The organism is Bacillus sp. SJS (assembly GCF_000732485.2).
Classification (GTDB): Bacteria; Bacillota; Bacilli; order Bacillales; family Bacillaceae; genus Metabacillus_B; species Metabacillus_B sediminis.
This window is the reverse complement of sequence record NZ_JAQV02000023.1, coordinates 122512-142499: the sequence shown is the minus strand read 5'-3', so window position 1 is coordinate 142499 and position 19988 is coordinate 122512. Positions and strand designations below refer to the sequence as shown.

Here is a 19988-nt window from a genome sequence, read left to right as displayed (position 1 = left end):
TGAAGTGGGGACGGAGGTTTAGTGCTTTAGCGGAGTGAGGGTCAGTGCATTCGCATTGACCTTTATATACCACCATTAAAAAAGAGCAAAGCGCGCTGCGCTCTGCTCTCTTCCTTTTATAATTCTTCCTTCTTCCCTGCGGTCAACTTTGGTATTAATAGGACCAATATCAGAAGCAGACCAATCCCAATGATTGTGATGTACAAGATGGTTAACGTGGATCCTTGTTTGTCCTCTTCTGAACTGGGGTCGAGCTCCTGGGCACCGATGCTTTGGAATAGTTCTTCTTCGCTGTCCATGAACAGGCCTGCTTCGGCTGTTTGGGCGGCAGTGCTGTTGGCTTCCAGTTTGTTGGCTGAGTAGTCGGCGAAGAGTTTTTCAATTTGTCGTTCGTCCCTGTTGGGATCAGGTGCTTCGTACTCAAGATTTTGGAGTTCTTCTGGTATGTTGTATTTCTTTTTGTATAGGGAGTCTTCATGGAAGTAGTCGGTTTGCTGTTTGATTTTTTCTTCTTCGTATATGTTTGGTGCAAGGTCTTCGATGTCGGCGGGCTGTTCGGGCAGCTGTTCTTCTGCGCGGACGGCTGTTGCCGGGATGAGAAGGAGGAGAGCCGTCAGGATGGCGGCTCTTTTTCTCAATTTGTTTGTTCTGTTCATGTTTTCCACCTCATCCGGATTAGGCTTCGTGCGCTTCTTTTTGGGAAGCGCGGTTGTCCATGATGGCTTGGATGATGAATGGGATCACCGTTAGGATTAATAGAATTCCGCCCAGGACGAGGACGCCTTCTGTGAAGAGGTTGCTTGCTTCTTCCTGGATGGAGATATAGACGATTGAGATTGGATCGCTGTAATTAAAGTTTGGCACGGTTAGCGCGAGCAGCGGGCTCACGAAGTAGGCTGTGAGGGCTACGCTTGCGAGCATGCCTGTTGTGTTGTTGAACTGGTAGGCAACACGGATCAGACTTGATGCTGTGAGCAGCAATACAATCGTAAAGATGGACCATTGGATGGCGCGGTCGTCAGCGAGTGAGTAGATGTTGGTGCCGAATACGCTGATCAGCAGGCCGACGATGACGTTGAGCAGGATGAATAGGGTTGCTCTAAGCCAGAATGGTGCGGTTTTGAAATAGACGCCGCTGAAGTAGCCGATAAGCAGGCTGCTTAGCAGGACGATGACCAGTATGACGACTGGCGGTACGGTTTTGGCTTTTTCGATTGGTTCTTCACCTGAAATTTGAATCGGGTTTGCCAGGTGGTCGTAGACGAAGCCGTTGTCCTGGCCGTCAATTCGTGCGTTGCTGAGTACGTTATAAACTTGGTCTCTGGATAGCTCGGTTGCCGCTACGTTTGTTGCCCATTTGTCGTTAAGTTCGTCGGATTTCGTTTGAACTTCGTCAACTTTCGTATACAGTTCGTCTGTATAGGTGAGGACGTTCGTTTGCCGTTCACCTAGTGAATCCATGAGACTATTCATTTGGTCGATTGTTCCGGTGATGCTTTGGGTGCCGGATACGAGTCCGGTTCCGCTTGTTGGTGCCTGTGCAGGCTCTGCTTGTTCCGGCTGGCCAGGTGCTGATCCGGATTGCAGCTGCTGCATGAGAGTGTCAGCGTTTGTCTGGATGGCTGTAATATCATCCATCATGGCCGTTTGCTGATCAGCGACACTTCCGCTGTAGTCCGCGATGAAGGTCTGGAAAGATTCTTCAAGCTTTGTCATTTCAAGCTGAGCGGACGGGAAGTTGCCTTGCATGGCGTCTGTTGCCTCGCGTTCTTCATCTGTCGGGGCGAGCGCTGTTTTCATTTTTTCGTTTAGTTCTTCATTTGCCAGCACGGTGTTTTTCGTTGTGCTGTCTGACGAATTCAGGTTTTTAAGAGTCGATTCATACTGATCCAGTTTTGCATAGTAGGCAAAGAGCGGTTCAATTGTGACCTTTTGAATGGACTCCTGGAAAATCGGCTCAAGTGTTTTTTTCCGTTCTTCCGTAAGGTTGGCATCGCTCAGGATTGCCTGTTCTTTTTTCTTAATGGCATCAATAACCGGCTGGACATTGCCTTGAAGGAATAGAATTTGGTCGGAGAGACGCTTGTTCTCTTCTCTCAGGCGCTGGTTTTCGGTCAGAATTCCACTATTATCTGATAATAGCTTTTCATAGTCCTTTGCAAGCTGATCATATTTCTTCTGCCATTCTTGATTGTTTGCATCTTTTTCAGCGAGCTGTTTTTCGATTTCGTTTGCTTTTACGGAAAGCTGGCCCAGGCTGTTCGCTGCATTGACGGCTTCATTTGGCTTTGGATCTGGAATCTTGTTAAGTGATTCCTGAAGCTGCTTTGCTTGCTCCGCTACTGCTTTGAGGGCAGTTTGCTGTTCCTGAAGGCTTGAAATCGGGTTTGGATTTGGTGCTTCTGGTGTTTCCGGTGTTTCAGGAACAGTCGGTGTGCCAGGCTCGGCTGGTGTTCCAGGTGTTCCAGGTGTTCCAGGTGTTCCAGGGGTACCCGGATCCGGCGTGTTTTGCAGTTCTTTTCTTAGTGAAGCCATCGTCTTTTCAAGTTCTGTTAGCGTTGTTTCTTCCATTGTTTTTTCATACAGATCCAGATACTGGGCCTGTACCGCTTTTAGGTCGCTGATTTGGCGGTCCATTTGGCCTTGGAGAATTCGTTCAATTTCGCTTGCGTTGTCTGAGCCTTCCTGAAGCGTTGCTTGGATGGCGGACATATCATTGTTGAGTTGGCCGACCTGGCTGTCGATCTTCTGGAAGGACTCGCTGTTACGCTGTGTCTGGTTGGACATGCTTGCCTGAAGTCCGGTGATGGTTTGATTCTGAACCTCTCTCATCAGCTCCATCTGGTTTTGCTGATATAGCTGGTAGCTGTCTACATATGTGACGAAGGAAGCCAGGTTTTTCTGGAATTCCTCTGCATTTTGTTCACGCTCAGGTGCTGATTTGGCTGCATCGAGCATCGTTGCCTGAAGCTGCTGCAGCATTTGTTTCTGGGATTCAATTTCCCCTGACAGATCTTTTGAGCTTGGTTTATAGAAAGCGACCATTGTTTTTTGGAACTGGTCTTCTTTTTCAAGAATTTGATCGAACTTCTTTTTCACGTCGTCCATTTCCTGGGCAATTGTGTCCCAGTAGTAGACCGCGGTTTTCTTGTTGGCGACGTCTGTCGCATCTTCAATGGTCCGAAGAACTTTCTCTTTGTCTACAGCGGTAAGCTGGTCCTGGACCTTGAATTTGAATTCTGCTTTAGAAGGCTGGGTTTCTTCATATGTCAAAATATTGTTGGTAAAATCGGAGGGAATGTAGATGATGGCATCTATCCCCTTGTTTCTCATTTCATTTTCGGCTGCACCGCGGCTAAGCTCTTTCCAATTGTACTCCTGGTTTTGACTCATTACCTGAGCAATATCGTCACTGAGTTTATCTTTATCGTCCCCCGTATAGGTATCTTCGTTGACGACAGCGATTGTGCGGGTGGCTTTATCCTGTACCTCCATCGGATTTTGGCCGATGGTCTGGAAAAACAGGGCAGGGACGGCAAGAATGAGAACGACCGCTAGAATCATTTTCATCATGTGTTTAGTTTGTTCCGTCATGAATAGATCTTCCTTTCAATTGCGCTTAGAGGAATTTGGATTTTTGTCACTCTGCCATTTTCCGCGTAATAGCCGAAGCCTGCGTTAATTTCGACTTCCTTCCGGTCATATGGAAGGGTGAGAATCGTTTGCTCGGATTTTTTCATCAGGATAATGGCTTGACGGATTTGTTTCAGTTCAGACGATAGTGTATCGTAGCCTTTTGAAATTTCAGCGTTGCTTCCAGCGACAATGATGTTGAATCCAAGATGGCTGAAGTTTTTCATAAACTTCACAATCCGGTCCTGAATTAACGAGTCGGCTGCCTGCAGGAATCTTGCGTAGCCGTCGATGACCAGCAGCAGCGGTGTAAAGGTGACTTCGCCTGCTTTTCCTTCATTGATGGCTTTCATGTACTGTTCTTCACGTTCTGTCATGAGAGCTTCCACATAGTCGAGCCATGCTGTCATGCTCTCCTTTGACTCCAGGTAATCGATTTTTTCTTCCGCCGCATAGCTTGACAGCCCGCGGTCGATCGAATCAAACAGGGCGATTTTTTCTTCCTGCTGGCCCATCACGGTGTTAATGACGACTTTAAGCACATTCGTCTTTCCTTTTTGCGACTGGCCGATGATGAGGCAGTGCTTGTTTTTCAGCAGGTTGAGATGCACGGGCTGCACCTGTTCCTCGTGAAGGCCGATTGGGATAATACCCGGACGCTGGTGGCCTTCGATGTATTGCGAGAACGTAATCGTAGAAAGATCGTTTGGCAGCATTGGCACCGGTTTTGGACGGGTATAGCTGCTGTATTTTTCTACGAACATTTGAATGTCTTCTTTCAGCTGATCGAGCAACTCATAATCATTCGCTCCATCTGCCGGCAGGAGCATCTGGGCAAAGTACGTATGCTCCTTCTTAATGAAGGCGCGGCCCGGAATGGCTTCCATCGCGTACTGCGGACGGCCGACAATGGCATGAAGCTCAGATGAATCAAGCATGTAATGTGCGATTTTTGTTTTCAGGTTGCTCATGATTGAATGACGGACAGCGTTCGCACGGGAGGCTGTAATCATCATATAAATTCCGAGAGACTGACCGTCCCTTAAAATTTGGTTCAATTCAGTTTCCAGGTCATACATTTCGTCTTTAATGATGTCAAAGTTATCAATGGTGATGAAAATAACCGGAAGCTTTTCAGCGCTTAAATTGTTGTACATTTTGATGCTGCTGACTTCATGCTGCTGGAATAAGCGTTTTCGTTTTGCCAGCTCTTCTTTTAGGATACTCATGAATTTTTCGATTTTTCTGGACTGATCCACAAGGAAGTAGTCAGCTGTATGCGGAAGCTGGCGCAATGGCAGCAGCGCTCCGTTTCCGAAGTCCATGATATAGACATGAAGTTCTTCCGGACTCATTTTGGTTGCCATCCCCATAAGCAGGGTCATCGCAGAGACTGATTTTCCATATCCGGATGTACCGAAAATCCCAATGCTTCCGTCGTCAATCATGTTGTAAGCAAAGGCCGTTTGGCTTTGTTTTTCCGGTTCATCGATGATTCCCATGACAATCTCGCCCTCTTGCTCCGACATGTGCCCTATTCTTGAAATGCGTTCTTCAAGCGGCGGCAGCCATGGACTTGGGAGCTTTTTGATGTTGAGCTTCTTTTGGGTCTCGGCGATTTTTTCGACTACGACGTCGATTTCAGTTTGAACGTCCCTCTTTTTCTCGATGGATGCAGAGACGTCTGAGAGCGGAACAAAGCCGAGATCGGTGACGAGCGCGACCTCGTCCTCGCCCTCACGCGTTTCTTCGTTATAGGGCGCCCCGCTCCATGCAGATTGGAACAGCTCGTACACTTCGTTGTTTCCGACCTGCAGGTATCCGCGTCCGGTTACGGTGATGGCCGCGGCATCCGCGTTTTTCAAAATCTCTTTACTGTCGGTCGCATCCTGTACTTTAAGTGCGACGCGGAAACGGGCGTTACTCCAGATTTGGTTGTCGATTACACCGCCTGGCTTTTGGGTCGCCAGGATCAAGTGGACACCTAAGCTCCGTCCAATACGGGCTGCAGAAACGAGCTCACGGATGAAGTCCGGCTCTTCGCTTTTCAGTTCGGCAAACTCATCGGAGATCAGGAAAAGATGCGGCAGCGGATCAGTCGCTTCTCCCTTTTTGTATAGCTTTGTATAGTCGTTAATGTGGTTGACGGTATGCTGGTCAAACAGGCGCTGGCGGCGCTTCAGCTCGCTTTTGATGGAGGCAAGAGCCCGGGCGCTGAAGTTTTTGCTGCCTTCAATGTTTGTAATCGTTCCGAGCAGATGCGGCATATTTTTAAATGGCTGCGCCATTCCTCCGCCCTTGTAGTCAATTAACAGGAACGCGACTTCATGCGGATGGAAGTGAGCAGCCAGAGACAAAATGTATGTCTGCAGGAATTCACTTTTTCCGGATCCGGTCGTTCCGGCGAGCAATCCATGTGGTCCATGGGCCTTTTCATGCAGATTCAGCTCGACGAGGTCTTCTTTTCCTTTTAAACCGATTGGAACGGCAAGTGATTTGGCCGATTCCCTTGTCAGCCAATTTTGTTCAATGGGAAGCTCGTCCACTTCCTTCGCCTGGAACATGCCCAGGAAAGACACGCTGTTCGGTATGGAGTTCGTCATACCGGTCAAGTGATCAAGTGTTCGAAGCGTTCTTGCGAAGGTTTCATTCGTTTCGAGCGAGTGCTGATCAAGATTAAACGGAATTTGAACAGCCTTTTTCTCCTGAATAACAATGTCCCCTTCTTTTTCATTTACGTAGCGGACGAGCGTATGGATATGCTCCGTCAGACTTTCTTTGTTTTCCGCTGCGAAAATGGCGGAGATTCCAAGCTTTTGATGCTCGCCTTCTAAATACTCCAGAATGATATGATCGGCGATCAGCTGCTGATTCGTTACGATGAACACGATGTGCGGGGAGAAAAAGATGCCTTTTTCATCCTTTTGAATGTCGCGTTCGCGAATAATTTCGTATAAAGAGGATAATAGCTGGTCTCTCGTCTGCTCATTGTAGATCAGCCCTTTAGCATAAGCGTGCGGAAGCTGGAAATGCGGGAGCCATTTCATCCATTGCCAATCATCGTATTCTGCTTCATCAAAGATGAAGACAAAGCGGAGATCATGATAGCTGTGGGAAAAAGCAAGCTGGCCGATGAGCTGGTGAAGCTCTTTTTTAACCGTTTTTTCTTTTCCGATCAGACCCATTGCTCCATCTTTCAGGTGGACAGGAATGGGTACGGGGCCAACTTCCTTGTACGCCTTCTCCAGCTCCTGAGACTGCTCGAGCAAATCGTCAATCTCTCTGTTTGCAAGGTCCGAGCTGCTTAAGGTTACGGAATAGCTGGACGGACTTTGTCCGTTTCCGATCCGAAGCTGCAAAAAGTCTTTGCTGTCAATGGTGCGCTCCCAGATTCGTTCTGAAATATCCTCGGTCATGTACTTCATTTTTTCAAAGGAAGGAAAATGATAGCGGAGGACAGTCATTTGACGCTGTGAAAGCTCCTGAAGCTCAGCACGGGAACGCTCCAAATAGGCTTTGTATACCCGGACACGGCGCTCTTCCCTTTTTTTGCGCAGACCGCGCTCTTTGAAATATTGAACCGTGGAGGTAATCAGCGTCATGGAAAACATGGCAACCGTGATAATGATGTAAATTCCTCTTGGCTGAACAAGGGCCACGATCCCCATAAGGATGAGCATGACAAGGGGAGGCATGATGATGAGCCAGAGTCCTCTGTTTGTATCCTCTGTTTCCTGAAGCGGCATGTTCAGGCTTACTTTTTCATCCGGAAGATCGTAAATCATCCGTGGTGTTCTGCGGTAGGCCGGGTATTTCTTCTTCATTTCGCTTTCCGGCTTTCTTGCTTCAGTCAGGGTCGTTTTGAAGTCCTCCAAATCAGAGACCGCCATGATGTCTTCATCGACAACCGTGATCGTCATAAATCCCCAGAGGAGGATGTCTCCAATTTGTATATCGGTTTTTCCATCGATACGATGTCCGTTTTTGTATAAACGGCTGCTTGCGGATTCGAGCGTCCAGCCCTGACTCTGTTTAATCAGCCGGAACGACCCATCTGAGGTCGGGCTCGCGCTTGTAACCTGCGCTTCTTCATCTGCAGAGAAAAGAATTTCGTGCTCGTATCCGGTGAACAGGGATCTGGTTTTTTGGAGATCAGGAGTGAGACAAAGAACGAGGGTATGTCCGTCTTCTTCCCATACGAACGAGCCCTTTTCTGCAAGGCTCCCCTTCTTTTCTCCATTGATTCCAATCAGAAATTCACTCTTCCCTTCTTCTCTCGTCAGCTCCAGGGCTCCTGAGGAAAAAGGGAACGAGCGCACCGTTAGCGTATCACTGTATTCCGGCCCGATGGTCAGCGTGCGTGTTGTCGAATCGGTAATTGAATATGGCTGATAAGTCCGCTGATAAAAGACCCATAACGTGCTCATGAAAGGATACCTCCTCTGTTTAGTGCTAATATAAGGCCCGCCTCAAGGGACTTGAGGTGGACCTTTTCATCAGTTGGTCTTTGGCGCAGCAGGCTGTTCAGGTGCCGGTTGTTTCCCTGTTGCTGGTGCAGCAGGCTGTTTTCCCGGAGCTGGAGCTGCTGGCTTTCCTGCTGCCGGTACTGCTGGCTGCTTTTCTGCTGCTTCTTTTGCCTGTTCTTCTTCTACTTTATCAAGAGCTTCCTGTTTTTTTCTTTCTTCTTCTGCTGCTTGAGCTTTATCTTCATCTATTTTCTTTGTATTTTCAGCAATTTCGGAATCAAGTTCTTTTATTTTCGCCTGTCTTTCTTCACTTTTCATCTCTTTATTTGCTTGGAGGTCCCCTTTATATTGAATAAGCGCAACCGTCAAGATAAATCGGTCAGCAAGGTTTCTTGCGACTTCTATTGCTTTTTCACTTTCCCCGCGGCCCATTCGAATAAAGTACTCATAATACCGCTCGTCGGTCCTTAGGTTCAGCCTTTTACGGATGTTTTCCTTTTGGGTTCCTTTAACAAAATCCCCTGTCACAATATAGGAATGAGCGAGTTGATATCTTACAACCTTAGGCATAGACTCAACCTTGTATTTTTCAAGGTCATTGATTACTTCACTGTAATTGCTTGTTTGATAATTCTCTCCGCTGCTGACAAATGCCGCGTCTCTTGGCTGAAGGAAAAATACAGAATAGGCCGTATAAATAATAGCGGGAATCAAAAGTATGAGGAGCCCTAGTGCAGCGTAGCGAAACGTTTTCCACTTCTTCTCCGGTATATGTACAAGACTTCGATCTTTTTCTTCCAGCAGCATAATTTTTCTGCTGATCAATGCGGAAAGATCCTCGGTAGTTTTCGCATCAAATATTTCTTTCACAAGCGGAGAAACCTGAAGCGTATCGTGGAATTTGATATACTGCTCAAATGTAAATTTTTCGTCTACGGCAGCCGCAATAACGGCTCTCACTTCGTGCCAGATCCGCTCTTCATCCTTTTCATATGGCGGAATGCTCTCTTTCACACCATAATGCAGGAATGCAGGTGCCAGTCCTTTTGTGAGCACCAGGTTATCCGGAGCGACAATAAGATGAAGTCTCGGATACGTGTGGGATTTTACCTTTTCAACTAGCTGGTGGGCAAACACCCAGCGGCTGTGGCGGTTTTTTTTATGAATTTCATTGAAGTTTTGGTAGGAATCGGCCGGTTTTATATGAATAAGGAGTTCATCCTCTGTCATTTCTATCTTTCTTTGAATATCGGAGTCGATCTTTTCGAGCATGGCAATTTCAAGCGGATCATCCAGCTTGATTTTTTCCTGCTGAAAAATAAACGAACGTTCCGGATTGTCTTTTGTGATGCTGCATTCGAGCTGCTGCTCCAAATAGTCAGGATTCTTTTCTGCCATGTTCTCTGGCTCCTTTACAGTATTTCAAGTCGGTCTCCAGTCATAATGCCGCTTTCCGCAAGCTGGCGGTCACCAGGGATGACCTTCTGCTTGTTCGGAACGCGGACCCAATGCCCTTCTCGAGGTGGGTCAGAAATGCATTTAGCCTGCCAGACGATATCAATCATTTTCTTGACAGAATGATAGTCTGATAGGCGAAGGTCAAACACTTCTCCAGTATAATTTTTTAAGTCAACTGTTACTTCAATATACATGCCTTTTCACCTCAAAAATGAAGAAGCGCCATAATCCGCGAAGAGTATGGCGCTTCCAAGCGTCTTTGCTGGATTAAGTGACTAAAAAATTAGCCGCGGATTTGGTTAGCGATGTCTTGGTCAGCGTTGCGAAGAGCATCAGCTGTTTTGTTAAGCTGTTGGCTAACTTCTGCTAGCATTGTTTCCATTTTCTCAACAGAAGGTCTTAGTGTTTCCCACTGCTCGGAGAATGCTTCACTTGCAGAACCTTTCCATAGATCTCTAAGCTCGTCCATTTTACCATTTAAACGTGTAATTTGCTGGTGTACATTTTCGCTCTCTGCTTTGAAATCGTTTGATTTTACTACAAGTTCTTCTGGTGTTACTTTAATAAGTCCTGCCATTTTAAACATCTCCCTTACCCGAATTTACTTTAATTGTAAAATTAAACCGACCCTAATTTCAATTGATACTTAGAAATTAGTAGAAAATTGGTTAATTCTATCTACTTCTACCCGAATTTGGAAGTTATAAACCATAAATAATGAGGAAATATTTCTTATTTCTTTTTTTTATTTGAAACTTACTGCTTATTTCGACAGAAAAGTCTAAAAATAATTAATTTCTAGTATGTGGAAGAAAATTTACGAGATAGATGGAAATGTTTTGTGGTTGTTAGGAAATTGTAGGATTTGTCATGTTGGGGGATTTATTAGAGGGAATTACTTTGGATAGAAGTATTATAGGTTTTTGTGGTGTTTTTAGTTAAAATATAACTCTTCTAAATTTGGCTGTTGATTTCCGCTGCAGACACTCGCTTTCCGCGGGGCGGGCGGTGAGCCTCCGCGGCGCAAGCGCCTGTGGGGTCTCACCTGTCCCGCTGCTCCCGCTGGAGTCTCGTGTCTTCCGCTGCAATCAACAGGGTGTGAGAGGTTGGTTTTACACTTTAACTTAGATTCAATTAAAAGACTCTTCAAAACTGGTTTATGACGGAAAAACATAAAGAAATAGCTTAATATAGAGCTTTTTTATATTTGGCTGTTGATCTCCGCTGCAGCCACTCGCTTTCCGCGGGGCGGGCGGTGAGCCTCCCCAGCGCCAGGCGCTTGCGGGGTCTCACCTGTCCCGCTGCTCCCGCTGGAGTCTCGTGTCTTCCGCTACAATCAACAGGGTGTGAGAGGTTGGTTTTACACTTTAACTTATTTAAAAGACTCTTTGAAACTGGCTCATGACGAATAACATTTAGAAATGGCTTATTATAGCGGCTACTGATTTCCGCTTCAGTCACTCGCTTATCCACGGGAGGGCGGTGGGCAAAAGTATGTGTCTCGCTGCTCTCACTGGTATCCTGTGTCTTCCACTTCAATTAAAAGGTGTGAATAGTTAACACCATCCTTACCATAGCCTTTTGTTAAAGAACCAGTTAGCTGAATAAGGTGTATTAGTTAGCTCTAATGATGCCCAAATGTTCAGTTGACGAGATCAGGTCTATTTTGTAATTTCCTTTTGTGTAATAAACAGAAGCCCCTTCTCTTTCTCCTTTTTTCCATCCATTGGCTTTAAGTACTAATTCATATCCAAATGGTATCCCGTTTTCTTCTGATGCTTTTGACCAATCATAACTATTTCCATGTTCGTTTTTCTGGACTAGCTCAGCATTTTTAGGAACTGGAAAGCTATATAAATCTTCTGATGGTTCGTATAGAGATATTGTTATGAAATAATAAAGTGCCCCACCTGCCAAAAGCGCAGCTAAAGCAAGGATCCAACCAGTAATTTTCTTCATTCTACTAACCCTCTTTAATAAGTTGTTATTTGATTTTTTCTTCAAACGAAACTGACTGTTTAGTTTACGTAGAAGTTTCAAGATTTCATATTTATACGGTCATGAATATCCAATATTAATACTGGATATCTTTTTAAAATCAACCGATACCCTTCACATTACTCTTCTATAAAACTCGCAGTATTCCATATTAAGGACCAGTGCCACAAGATATTTTATCCGTGGATTCAATACTCTTTTTCGCATAGCATAATGTACCAGTGTCACCTGTTTCACTATCCCAATCTTTCCATAAGACAGAATATAGCGCCCCGTATTGTGTGTCTTTAATATTTTTATTTGTAATGACTGCGAGGAAGCTTTGATAAGGGTGGCCATTACTTTGCAGATAGTTTCTTATCGCACTTCTTGGAGAGTGATCATTGTGCGTGATTGGAGCTAAAATTGGCGGGGCAATCATTAATACAAATAAGACAATACAAATGATGATCGTTACCTTTCTTTTCCTCATCTCTTCGCTCCCCCATTGTTCTTCTATTAAAGTGTTTAATTCCTTTTCTGCGCCTATTCTAAATTTAACATAAATATCCATTTAGGACACTGTATATTCGAAATAGGTTAAATAGAAAAAGAGGAGTTTCCTCCCCTCTTCCCTTACTTCGTCTTAAATTTTGCTACTTCTGTTTTCAGTCCGGCTGCTAGTTCAGCGAGTTTGTTGATGGACTGGCCGATTTCTTCCATGGATGAGTATTGCTGCTGGGCTCCGGCTGCGACTTGCTGGGTGGAGCTTGCGGATTCGGTTGCGATGCTGGCCATTTCTTCGACGGATGCTGTGACTTCCTCGGAGCTTGCGGACATTTGCTCTGCGGTAGCGGACACTTCCTGGATCTGCGAGTTGACGTCTTGGACCGCTTTTTGAATCATGGTGAAGTTGTCACCGGTTTCTTTAATTAAATCAAGCCCGCCTGCTGCCTGTTCTTTTTCTTTCGCCATGTGATCGATGACGAGGTTCGTTCTCTTTTGGATGGAACGGATGAGGGTGGTGATTTGCTCGGCTGACTGCTTGGAGCCCTCAGCAAGCTTTCTTACCTCATCTGCTACTACGGCAAAGCCTTTGCCGTGCTCGCCTGCCCGTGCGGCTTCGATGGCGGCGTTCAGGGCGAGCAGGTTCGTTTGTTCGGAAATAGCCGTAATGACGTCGACAATTTTATTGATTTCTGCGGATTTGTCTCCGAGCTCGATTACGAGGCGGGTTGTTTCCTCGACAGAATGATAGATGTCGTCCATTTGCTTGACGGCTTTATCAATATAGATGCTGCCTTTTTGCGTCTGTTCGGCTGCTTCTGAAACAGTGAGGCTCACTGATGCAGCCCGTTCTGCTACGTATTGGACTCCTGTTGCGATTTCCTGGACAGCCTTTGCAGTTTCTTCGGTACTCACCATTTGCGTTTCTGCTCCGTCTGACAGTTCATCTACAGATTGGGCAATTTCCTTCGTAATGCCGCTTACCTGGCGGGAGTGCTCCTGGACCTGCTCTGAGGATGCTAAAAGTGTGTCAGATGAGTGTTCGATTTGGGATAGCAGGTTTTTTAGGGAATCGATCATTTTATTGAATGCAATTCCAAGCTGGCCTAGTTCATCCTTTGATTTCACGTTTACCTTTTCGGTCAAATCTCCTTCGCTTACCTGTCTGGCAACGTCGGATAAAATACGGATTGGACGAACAATGGAGCGGATGGTGAAGTAATTGAAGACCGTTCCGACTACTATAAAAATTACAATTACGATGATCATGTTGAGTAAAATAGGCGCAGATTGCTCGGTGAATTCTGCCGTATCAATCGTTCCAAGCACCTTCCAGCCGGTCTGTTCGCTCGTTTCGAACATCATGGATTTGTTTGAGCCTTTAAATGTATAGCTGAAGGATCCTTTTTCTGATTTGAAAATGGGTTCGCTGATGCTTTTATCCAGTTTTTCACCCGCTTTAAGCGTCGGGTGGACAACGATTTTTCCATTTTGGTCTAAAATGCTTGGATACCCTTTGTTGCCGATTTTCGTATCCAAAGTGGATTTAGCAAGGACGGCCAGATCAATATCCATGGCCATAACTCCGCTGCCGTCGGTTAATGCACTTGCGATGGTCACGACCATTTTCCCAGTTGCTTCATCCTTATAGGGGCTCGTGATAATGGATTCCCCTTTGTTTGCGATCGCTTCTTTATACCATTCGCGTTCGGTGGGATTGTAACCTTCCGGAAATTCGGTTCTTGGAAAACTGTACATACTGCCGTCTTTTGTCCCCACATAGGTTAGTGTCACTTCTTGAAAGGAATTGCTTATATAGCCTAACCGCTCATTCAGGTATGATTCATTTTCAAAGGCTGTGCTATTTAACGTTTGTGAAAACAGTTCGACGACATCCCGTTTATTTTTAAAGAATTCGTCTGTCAGGCCGGTTAAGAGCGTAACCTGCTCGGAAGCTGAGTTTTCAATCTGGTCTTTCACTTCTTTTTTCGCTGCTATATATCCGAAAATGCCGATCGACAAGGCTGGAACGATCAGCAGAACCGCCGTAAAAAGGATCAGACGATTGCGGATTTTCATATTTTTAAACATTAGCATGCACTCCGATTCTCAGATGATGATTACATGCTATTTATCGACAGACTCCGACAGAAGTTGAATAAAAAAAACGGACCTCCTATTGGAAGCCCGGCACACGTTATTTCTGTTTTTTAAATTTCTTTCTTCTTTTCACATACCATACAATGACCATCACAAGCAGAACCGCGAGCACGGCATAGATGATATTTGAATAGATGCTCATATATTCTCCGATTTTCGGCCACGCTTCCCCGAGCATCGCGCCTAAAATAACGAGGAGCGTATTCCAGATCAGCGTTCCAAGTGTCGTATAAATCAGGAAAAGCCATACGTTCATGTTGGACATACCGGCCGGGATGGAAATGACACTTCTTACAAACGGCACCATACGGCAAAAGAAGACCGTCCATTTTCCATATCGATCAAACCAGGCATCGCCCCGGTGAATTTCTTTCTTTGAAACAAGCAAAATGTGGCCCCATTTGTCCACAAACTTCTCCAGCTGCTCTACATCCAGCAGCCTGCCTACATAATAAAGGATCAAGGCTCCAAGCACCGAACCGGCAGTCGCCGCTAAAATGACCCCCGGAATCGTCAGCCCCGCAGTGGTCGTCATAAAGCCTCCGAACGGGAGAATGACCTCTGACGGAATCGGAGGGAACACATTCTCCAATGCAATCATTAAAAAGATCCCCAAGTACCCAAACTGCTCCATAAATTGTGTAATCCAATTTTCCATTAGAAATCGTGCCTCCTGTTTCGATCTACCCGTCCCCGAAACCATTAGTACGGATTAAGAGCCTAAAAGGTTTCACATTCTCCCTAAAAGACTTCCCGAAAAGGCGGCGGGGCAAACCAGGAGGGGGGTTGGCGATATATAAAAAACACCAGCTGAATAGGTTTCAGCTGGGCAGACGAGGATCAGAGGGGTTTTGTGATTTTTTCTATAAGAGGGAGGTTAGCAGAAAATCAGGTTTCCTGTTCGGCGAGCTCGCGCGGACGGCCGCTCATGAATCGGACGGAGTCTGCGACGACTTCTGTGACGTAGACCATTTTGCGTTCTGCGTTTTCGTATTTTCGGGATTGGATTCTTCCGGTGACACCGACGATGGAGCCCTTTTGGCAGTAATTCGCCGTGTTTTCGGCTGTTCTTCTCCACAGGGTACAATTGACGAAATCAGTTTCGATTTCACCGGCGTGGTTTTTGAAATTACGGCTGACAGCGAGGGTGATGTGGGCAACCGGGGCTCCTTCTTTCGTGTAGCGGATATCCGGATCCTTCGTAAGACGCCCTACTAGCGTTACATGATTGATCATCCTGTTTCTCCTTTCCTTCCTAGTCAATCGTATTGTAATGGATGTTTGGAAATAGGGAAAATCAGGAAAATTTATTTTTAGGCGTCTATTTTCACTTGATGAAGATACAGACGATAGGTTCTGGCCATTTAAAGGATCTATTTTGCGATTTTCGTAAAAGATAAGAAAAATAATGCGCTATGTTATAATGGTAAAAACGACTGGAAAACAATGCGGAGGTGGATGATGATGAAGACGTTTAAGCTTGTTTCCATGAAGATTGCACGGAATGATGAGAACGGCCGCCATTATGATGAGATTCCTTTAAACGATGGCCTCGTCATAAACAAAAAGGACGGCGAAAATGATTGGCTTCTTGAGTCGCTGATCAGCAGCGAGCATTTGGACCGCTTCCAAAAGCTTATGGATGAAAAGAATGAACACACCCTTGTGATTACCATTTCCAAAAGAACGAATACCCCTGCTAAATTAAGAGCGGCAATAAGCAATGTGGTGGCGCTCGAAAATAACCTGATTTCCGTTTTATTTTCCGGAAGAATGGTTTCAAACCGCCCATTCGGAAATGCGGAGAGAATTTTAACGGAGCTTTTGGATGAAGGATTAGATGGTGAAGACCTGCTGCAGGCTTTTTCCGCCCAGTGGCATAAAACACAGGATCAGCAGGAATCTGTAACGACTAAATAAAGAAGCCAGTCTATAGGATGACCGGCTTCTTTGTTAGTCCTTTTTCATATCTTTTTTCATCATTTCTTCTTTTTGTCTCTCGGTCTTGTTATCCATACGGCCGTCCAGCTTCTGCGGGTCATGTCCATGTCTCATATTGCCCGGGGCCATGTTGCCGTTTTTAAGCTCCATGTTGTAATTTTCCTGTTCCACCGGCGGATTTTCATCCTTTTTTTCTTCGGGATCCGGATCATCTGAGCATCCGGCTAAGCCCGCTGCCAGGATCAGACCGGTTAAAAGACCAAATACTTTTTTCATGCTGCATGCTCCCTTCTTGATGTTTATTCTCAAGAATTAGCATGCCCCACGAAAAAACCGCTCATTCGAAGGAGGGGTACGATGAAATACGCTGCTGCGGTACTTGCAGGAATGGCTGTGCTTTTTGCCGGAACGAAGAAGGCGAAGGCACCGGTAAAAAAATAAAAGACGCGCGATCTCCGTCAGGGTTTCACGCGTCTTTTTTTTATTCTGTTTTTTCGCCCAGTGCAAACATGATTTCTGCTTCGCACACAATTTGTCCGTCTACGGTTGCCGATGCTTTTCCTTTGCCAAGGGCGCCGCGGGAACGGATGATTTCGACTTCAAGGCGAAGCTGATCGCCTGGTTTTACTTGTTTTTTAAATCGGCAATTGTCGATTCCTGTGAAAAATGCGAGTCTGCCGCGATTTTCTTCTTTTTTAAGCATCGCTACCGCTCCAACCTGCGCGAGCGCTTCTACAATTAATACTCCAGGCATAACCGGGTAGTCAGGGAAATGTCCGTTGAAAAATTCTTCATTCGCGGATACATTTTTAATTCCGACGGCACGCGCCCCTTCTTCTACTTCAAGGATGCGGTCCACCAGTAAAAACGGATAACGGTGAGGAATGATTTCTTTAATCTGCTGAATATCTAGCATATGGGTCGGACTCCTTTCATCTTCCTATCTATGTATACGGCAAAAATGAAGGAGAATCCTTCCTTTCGCAAACATGAGTATAGACTTATTCGGACTCTTTTTCAACCAGGTCCACGATATGTTGCCATGTGGATGGTTTTAGTACATCAAGCGGATTCCCATCTCCAATGACTCCATACCCGACCATTGCCCCAGTAATGGCAGCCAGAATAAACAGGAAGGCCACAATTAATAAACGCATCCAAATCGGAAAGAGCCGAATCCGGATTTTCCCGGCAGGCTTCGTTTCCTCTTGAGCTGGATCCTGTGCTTCCTTTTCCTGTTTATATTTTTCACGGGTCATGGACGCGTCTTTGGAAGCCATGGTGAAAACCCCTTCGGCATAATTAGCGGACAGAGTTGATTAATCCCAGCATCTGATCGCCGATTGTAATGGACTTTGCATTAAATTGATACGCCCGCTGTGAAACGAGCATGTCGGTCATTTCTTTTGATACATCGACGTTCGACATTTCCAGAGCACCCTGCTCTACAGAAATCTGTCCCCGTCCTGCACCAGTCAGATTCGTCACGGCCGTCTGGTCATTCGGATTCAAAAGTGTATAAAGATTGCCGTTTGTCTGCACGAGTGATTGCGGTTTGTTGGATTGAACGATGCCGAGGTTGACTGTTCCGGCAGGCTGTCCATTTCCGTCAAGCGCTGTCAGCGTTCCGTTGGCTGAAATAGTGATGGAAGAAGCATTTTCGTTCAGCAAAATCGGCTGATTGTTTTCGTCTAAAATTCGCTGGCCGCTGGCATTCACCAGCCCAAGCTTGCCGTTTGCCTCTGCAGAAAGATAAAGCGCCCCGCTTCGTGTATAGCGAGTTTGCCCATCTGCCTCCACTTTTAAGAACTGGCCCGGCTTCGTGAAAGCAAAATCAAGGTTACGCTCCGTTTTTTTAATGGTTCCCTGGCTAAAGACGACATTTTGCATCAGCTGGGCTCCGACTCCCTGGCGAATTCCGAAATCGGTTGATCGGCCAACCTCTTTGTTCAGGTCAGATTGGTTGTCGTATTGCTGGCGGACAAGTTCACCGAACGTTGTATTCGTGCGCTTGAATCCCTGTGTATCGACGTTGGCTATATTATGCCCAATTATGTCGAGCTGCTTCTGCACCTGGTTCATCGTGTTGGAAGCCGTAATCATGGAGTTCAGCATGTTATTTCCTCCTCATTAGCTTAACCGGCCAATTTCATTTACAGCTTTATCAAGGCTGCGGTCATACGCCTGCAATACTTTTTGATTCGCTTCAAATGAACGGTAGGCGGTCATCATCTCGGTGTAGGCACGGGCTGTATCCACATTCGAGCCTTCTGTGAAGCCCTGCTTCAGGGAATATCGAACGTTTGCATTCCCGGCTGCGGTCGACAGTGCAGCGTTATCCGCTGTTCTGAACAAACCGTTTCCTTCTTTAACGAGATTGCGGACGTCGCCTGCAAAACGGACATCGATTTGAGAGGTTTCCTGTCCGCCGATTCTTACACGGCCGTCCTGGGTGATTTCATAATCATCACCCGTAATCGTAATCGGTGCGCCTGCTGTGGAAAGAACAGGGACGCCCTGGGACGTAAGCTGGTTTTGATCATTTAATGTAAAATGGCCGTTCCGTGTATAGCGGACTTGTCCATCCGGCATTCCGACTGCGAAAAGAAGGAAGCCTTTCATTCCGGTATCCGCGTTCGCAGGCACCGTTTCCTCTAAAAGAGCGATATCTGACGGCAAGCCAGTTTCTCTTAAATCACCTTGCGTAAACTGGGGGACAAGTTCCTGGACGTAAGCACCTGTATTCAAAGAGCCGATTGGCGTCTGGGTTCCAAAATTCATGGGGTTCTGGGTTGGAGCATCCTTGCCTTCCATTCTGCTGAGCAGCATTTCAGGAAAAGCACGGATGGCCGCCTGGTCTGATTTATAGCCGGGCGTATTCACGTTGGCGATGTTGTTTGACAGCATTTCTGTCCGTTTCTGTTGCGAAAGCATGCCGGCCGCAGCCGTATAAAGCCCTCGAAGCATAATCCACCTCATATCGGCGCATTGTGAAGCGCCTTTTTTCCTATTTCTATTATAAATGACAATTCATGAAAACTCCTACTTTATTTTTTTCGACAAATTGCAACAAATTTTTACTATAACCCTTCAAAAACCGACAAAATGTCGTATAATGTATTTGGGACATATCTTTTATGTTCCCCTTTCAAATTGTGTTTTGGTTCGATTTTGTTCCCACTTAATCTGAACCGCATTTCAGGCACCCAAAGAGGCCTTGCTGATGGACTGGATCAGTGAGGGCTCGGGGTGCCCTTTTTTTGTGGGGATTTTTTTTGGGGGGGTGGCGGCGGTTGGATTGGGGTTGAGTGGGGTCAGTCCCCACATTTTTCACCGTATGTGGGGACGGAGGCGGTGGGCGCTGATGCCTTGTGTACCAACGTTTTGTGGAGTTGGTGCCGGAGCTTTAGTTCATTAGCGGAGGGCGGGTCAGGCACGGTGCCAGTCCCCACATTCTTCACCGCATACGGGGACGGAGGCGGTGGGCGCTGATGCCTTGTGTACCAACGGTTTTTGGAGTTGGTGCCGGAGCTTTAGTCCATTAGCGAAGGGCGGGTCAGGCACGGCCATGTAAACTGTTTTCATTTCCACCTTCATATCCGCGGTTGAAGTTTGCACTGACCCTCAACACTTTAAAGGAGCGGGGGAACAAGCATCGGTGCTCCGAACCCCTGACAACTAAACGTTTTTTGGTGGCGGGGACGGAGGTTTAGTGCTTTAGCAGAGCGAGGGTCAGTGCAATGCACTGACCCTCAACACTTTAAAGGACCGAGGGAACAAGCATCGTCCCTCTGACCCCCTGTCAACTAACGCTTTTTGAGTGAGGGGGGACGGAGGTTTAGTGCT

General features: G+C 46.3%; 17 protein-coding genes and 1 pseudogene. 1 reads left to right on the top strand and 17 read right to left on the bottom strand.

Annotation, left to right across the window (positions count from 1 at the left end; all coding sequences use genetic code 11):
* Positions 1 to 116: 116 nt before the first annotated feature.
* The 12 genes and pseudogenes from essA to ssb form a co-directional block, all read right to left on the bottom strand.
* Entirely contained in the window at positions 117 to 656 is a 540-nt protein-coding gene (gene essA / locus AS29_RS14200) for a type VII secretion protein EssA (RefSeq protein WP_035408145.1), read from the bottom strand.
* Between the two features lie 19 nt (positions 657 to 675).
* Entirely contained in the window at positions 676 to 3594 is a 2919-nt protein-coding gene (gene esaA / locus AS29_RS14195) for a type VII secretion protein EsaA (RefSeq protein WP_035408143.1), read from the bottom strand.
* Positions 3591 to 8060 carry a type VII secretion protein EssC gene (gene essC / locus AS29_RS14190; RefSeq protein ID WP_035408141.1) on the bottom strand — a complete coding sequence of 1490 codons (4470 nt, stop codon included), beginning with the start codon at positions 8058 to 8060 and terminating at the stop codon, positions 3591 to 3593. The genes esaA and essC overlap by 4 nt, the downstream gene beginning before the upstream one ends.
* Before the next feature lie 69 nt (positions 8061 to 8129).
* The gene (essB, locus tag AS29_RS14185; protein ID WP_035408139.1) at positions 8130 to 9497 is read right to left on the bottom strand and encodes a type VII secretion protein EssB; all 1368 of its coding nucleotides are present in this window, start codon (positions 9495 to 9497) and stop codon (positions 8130 to 8132) included.
* 14 nt (positions 9498 to 9511) lie between these two features.
* A complete protein-coding gene (locus AS29_RS14180; RefSeq protein ID WP_035408137.1) occupies positions 9512 to 9751 on the bottom strand; it encodes an EsaB/YukD family protein in 240 nt (79 codons plus the stop codon).
* A gap of 89 nt (positions 9752 to 9840) precedes the next feature.
* Positions 9841 to 10134, bottom strand: a complete 294-nt coding sequence (locus tag AS29_RS14175) for a WXG100 family type VII secretion target (RefSeq protein ID WP_035408135.1) — start codon at positions 10132 to 10134, stop codon at positions 9841 to 9843.
* A 1037-nt stretch (positions 10135 to 11171) separates the two neighbouring features.
* Positions 11172 to 11516, bottom strand: coding sequence for a hypothetical protein (locus AS29_RS14165; protein WP_035408130.1), 345 nt, complete (start codon positions 11514 to 11516; stop codon positions 11172 to 11174).
* Positions 11517 to 11706: 190 nt separating this feature from the next.
* Entirely contained in the window at positions 11707 to 12108 is a 402-nt protein-coding gene (locus AS29_RS14160; RefSeq protein ID WP_231889947.1) for a hypothetical protein, read from the bottom strand.
* Positions 12109 to 12170: 62 nt separating this feature from the next.
* Positions 12171 to 12959 (bottom strand): methyl-accepting chemotaxis protein, encoded by a 789-nt coding sequence (locus AS29_RS22080; protein ID WP_442854536.1) that lies wholly within the window; start codon positions 12957 to 12959, stop codon positions 12171 to 12173.
* A gap of 156 nt (positions 12960 to 13115) precedes the next feature.
* Positions 13116 to 14120: pseudogene (locus tag AS29_RS22075) on the bottom strand (HAMP domain-containing protein); the annotation flags it as partial.
* Between the two features lie 118 nt (positions 14121 to 14238).
* Entirely contained in the window at positions 14239 to 14859 is a 621-nt protein-coding gene (locus tag AS29_RS14150; RefSeq protein ID WP_035408127.1) for a DedA family protein, read from the bottom strand.
* 230 nt (positions 14860 to 15089) lie between these two features.
* A complete protein-coding gene (ssb, locus tag AS29_RS14145; RefSeq protein ID WP_035408124.1) occupies positions 15090 to 15437 on the bottom strand; it encodes a single-stranded DNA-binding protein in 348 nt (115 codons plus the stop codon).
* Positions 15438 to 15662: 225 nt separating this feature from the next.
* Here ssb and AS29_RS14140 point away from each other — a divergent pair, with 225 nt between their 5' ends.
* Positions 15663 to 16121, top strand: a complete 459-nt coding sequence (locus AS29_RS14140; RefSeq protein WP_051860685.1) for a YwpF family protein — start codon at positions 15663 to 15665, stop codon at positions 16119 to 16121.
* A 33-nt stretch (positions 16122 to 16154) separates the two neighbouring features.
* On the opposite strand, the gene AS29_RS14135 is transcribed toward AS29_RS14140, so the two are convergent.
* The 5 genes from AS29_RS14135 to AS29_RS14115 all read right to left on the bottom strand — a co-directional run bounded on the left by AS29_RS14135 (position 16155) and on the right by AS29_RS14115 (position 19109).
* The gene (locus tag AS29_RS14135) at positions 16155 to 16418 is read right to left on the bottom strand and encodes a hypothetical protein (RefSeq protein ID WP_035408122.1); all 264 of its coding nucleotides are present in this window, start codon (positions 16416 to 16418) and stop codon (positions 16155 to 16157) included.
* A gap of 205 nt (positions 16419 to 16623) precedes the next feature.
* Positions 16624 to 17058: a 3-hydroxyacyl-ACP dehydratase FabZ gene (gene fabZ / locus AS29_RS14130; protein WP_035408120.1), complete on the bottom strand. Its 435-nt coding sequence runs from the start codon at positions 17056 to 17058 to the stop codon at positions 16624 to 16626.
* 85 nt (positions 17059 to 17143) lie between these two features.
* On the bottom strand, positions 17144 to 17422 hold the full coding sequence (locus AS29_RS14125; protein ID WP_035408117.1) for a DNA-directed RNA polymerase subunit beta: 279 nt from the start codon (positions 17420 to 17422) through the stop codon (positions 17144 to 17146).
* A gap of 22 nt (positions 17423 to 17444) precedes the next feature.
* On the bottom strand, positions 17445 to 18257 hold the full coding sequence (locus AS29_RS14120; protein ID WP_035408115.1) for a flagellar hook-basal body protein: 813 nt from the start codon (positions 18255 to 18257) through the stop codon (positions 17445 to 17447).
* A gap of 15 nt (positions 18258 to 18272) precedes the next feature.
* Positions 18273 to 19109, bottom strand: a complete 837-nt coding sequence (locus tag AS29_RS14115) for a flagellar hook-basal body protein (protein ID WP_035408113.1) — start codon at positions 19107 to 19109, stop codon at positions 18273 to 18275.
* Positions 19110 to 19988 lie beyond the last annotated feature (879 nt).

Coding starts and splice junctions, on each gene's coding strand:
- AS29_RS14180 (WP_035408137.1), bottom strand. CDS start 9,751: ATGTATATTGAAGTAACAGTTGACTTAAAAAATTATACTGGAGAAGTG.
- ssb (WP_035408124.1), bottom strand. CDS start 15,437: ATGATCAATCATGTAACGCTAGTAGGGCGTCTTACGAAGGATCCGGAT.
- AS29_RS14160 (WP_231889947.1), bottom strand. CDS start 12,108: ATGGATATTTATGTTAAATTTAGAATAGGCGCAGAAAAGGAATTAAAC.
- AS29_RS14120 (WP_035408115.1), bottom strand. CDS start 18,257: ATGCTGAACTCCATGATTACGGCTTCCAACACGATGAACCAGGTGCAG.
- essB (WP_035408139.1), bottom strand. CDS start 9,497: ATGGCAGAAAAGAATCCTGACTATTTGGAGCAGCAGCTCGAATGCAGC.
- AS29_RS14135 (WP_035408122.1), bottom strand. CDS start 16,418: ATGAAAAAAGTATTTGGTCTTTTAACCGGTCTGATCCTGGCAGCGGGC.
- esaA (WP_035408143.1), bottom strand. CDS start 3,594: ATGACGGAACAAACTAAACACATGATGAAAATGATTCTAGCGGTCGTT.
- AS29_RS14140 (WP_051860685.1), top strand. CDS start 15,663: ATGATGAAGACGTTTAAGCTTGTTTCCATGAAGATTGCACGGAATGAT.
- AS29_RS14175 (WP_035408135.1), bottom strand. CDS start 10,134: ATGGCAGGACTTATTAAAGTAACACCAGAAGAACTTGTAGTAAAATCA.
- AS29_RS14150 (WP_035408127.1), bottom strand. CDS start 14,859: ATGGAAAATTGGATTACACAATTTATGGAGCAGTTTGGGTACTTGGGG.
- essC (WP_035408141.1), bottom strand. CDS start 8,060: ATGAGCACGTTATGGGTCTTTTATCAGCGGACTTATCAGCCATATTCA.
- fabZ (WP_035408120.1), bottom strand. CDS start 17,058: ATGCTAGATATTCAGCAGATTAAAGAAATCATTCCTCACCGTTATCCG.
- AS29_RS14115 (WP_035408113.1), bottom strand. CDS start 19,109: ATGCTTCGAGGGCTTTATACGGCTGCGGCCGGCATGCTTTCGCAACAG.
- AS29_RS14165 (WP_035408130.1), bottom strand. CDS start 11,516: ATGAAGAAAATTACTGGTTGGATCCTTGCTTTAGCTGCGCTTTTGGCA.
- AS29_RS22080 (WP_442854536.1), bottom strand. CDS start 12,959: ATGGTGAGTACCGAAGAAACTGCAAAGGCTGTCCAGGAAATCGCAACA.
- essA (WP_035408145.1), bottom strand. CDS start 656: ATGAACAGAACAAACAAATTGAGAAAAAGAGCCGCCATCCTGACGGCT.
- AS29_RS14125 (WP_035408117.1), bottom strand. CDS start 17,422: ATGGCTTCCAAAGACGCGTCCATGACCCGTGAAAAATATAAACAGGAA.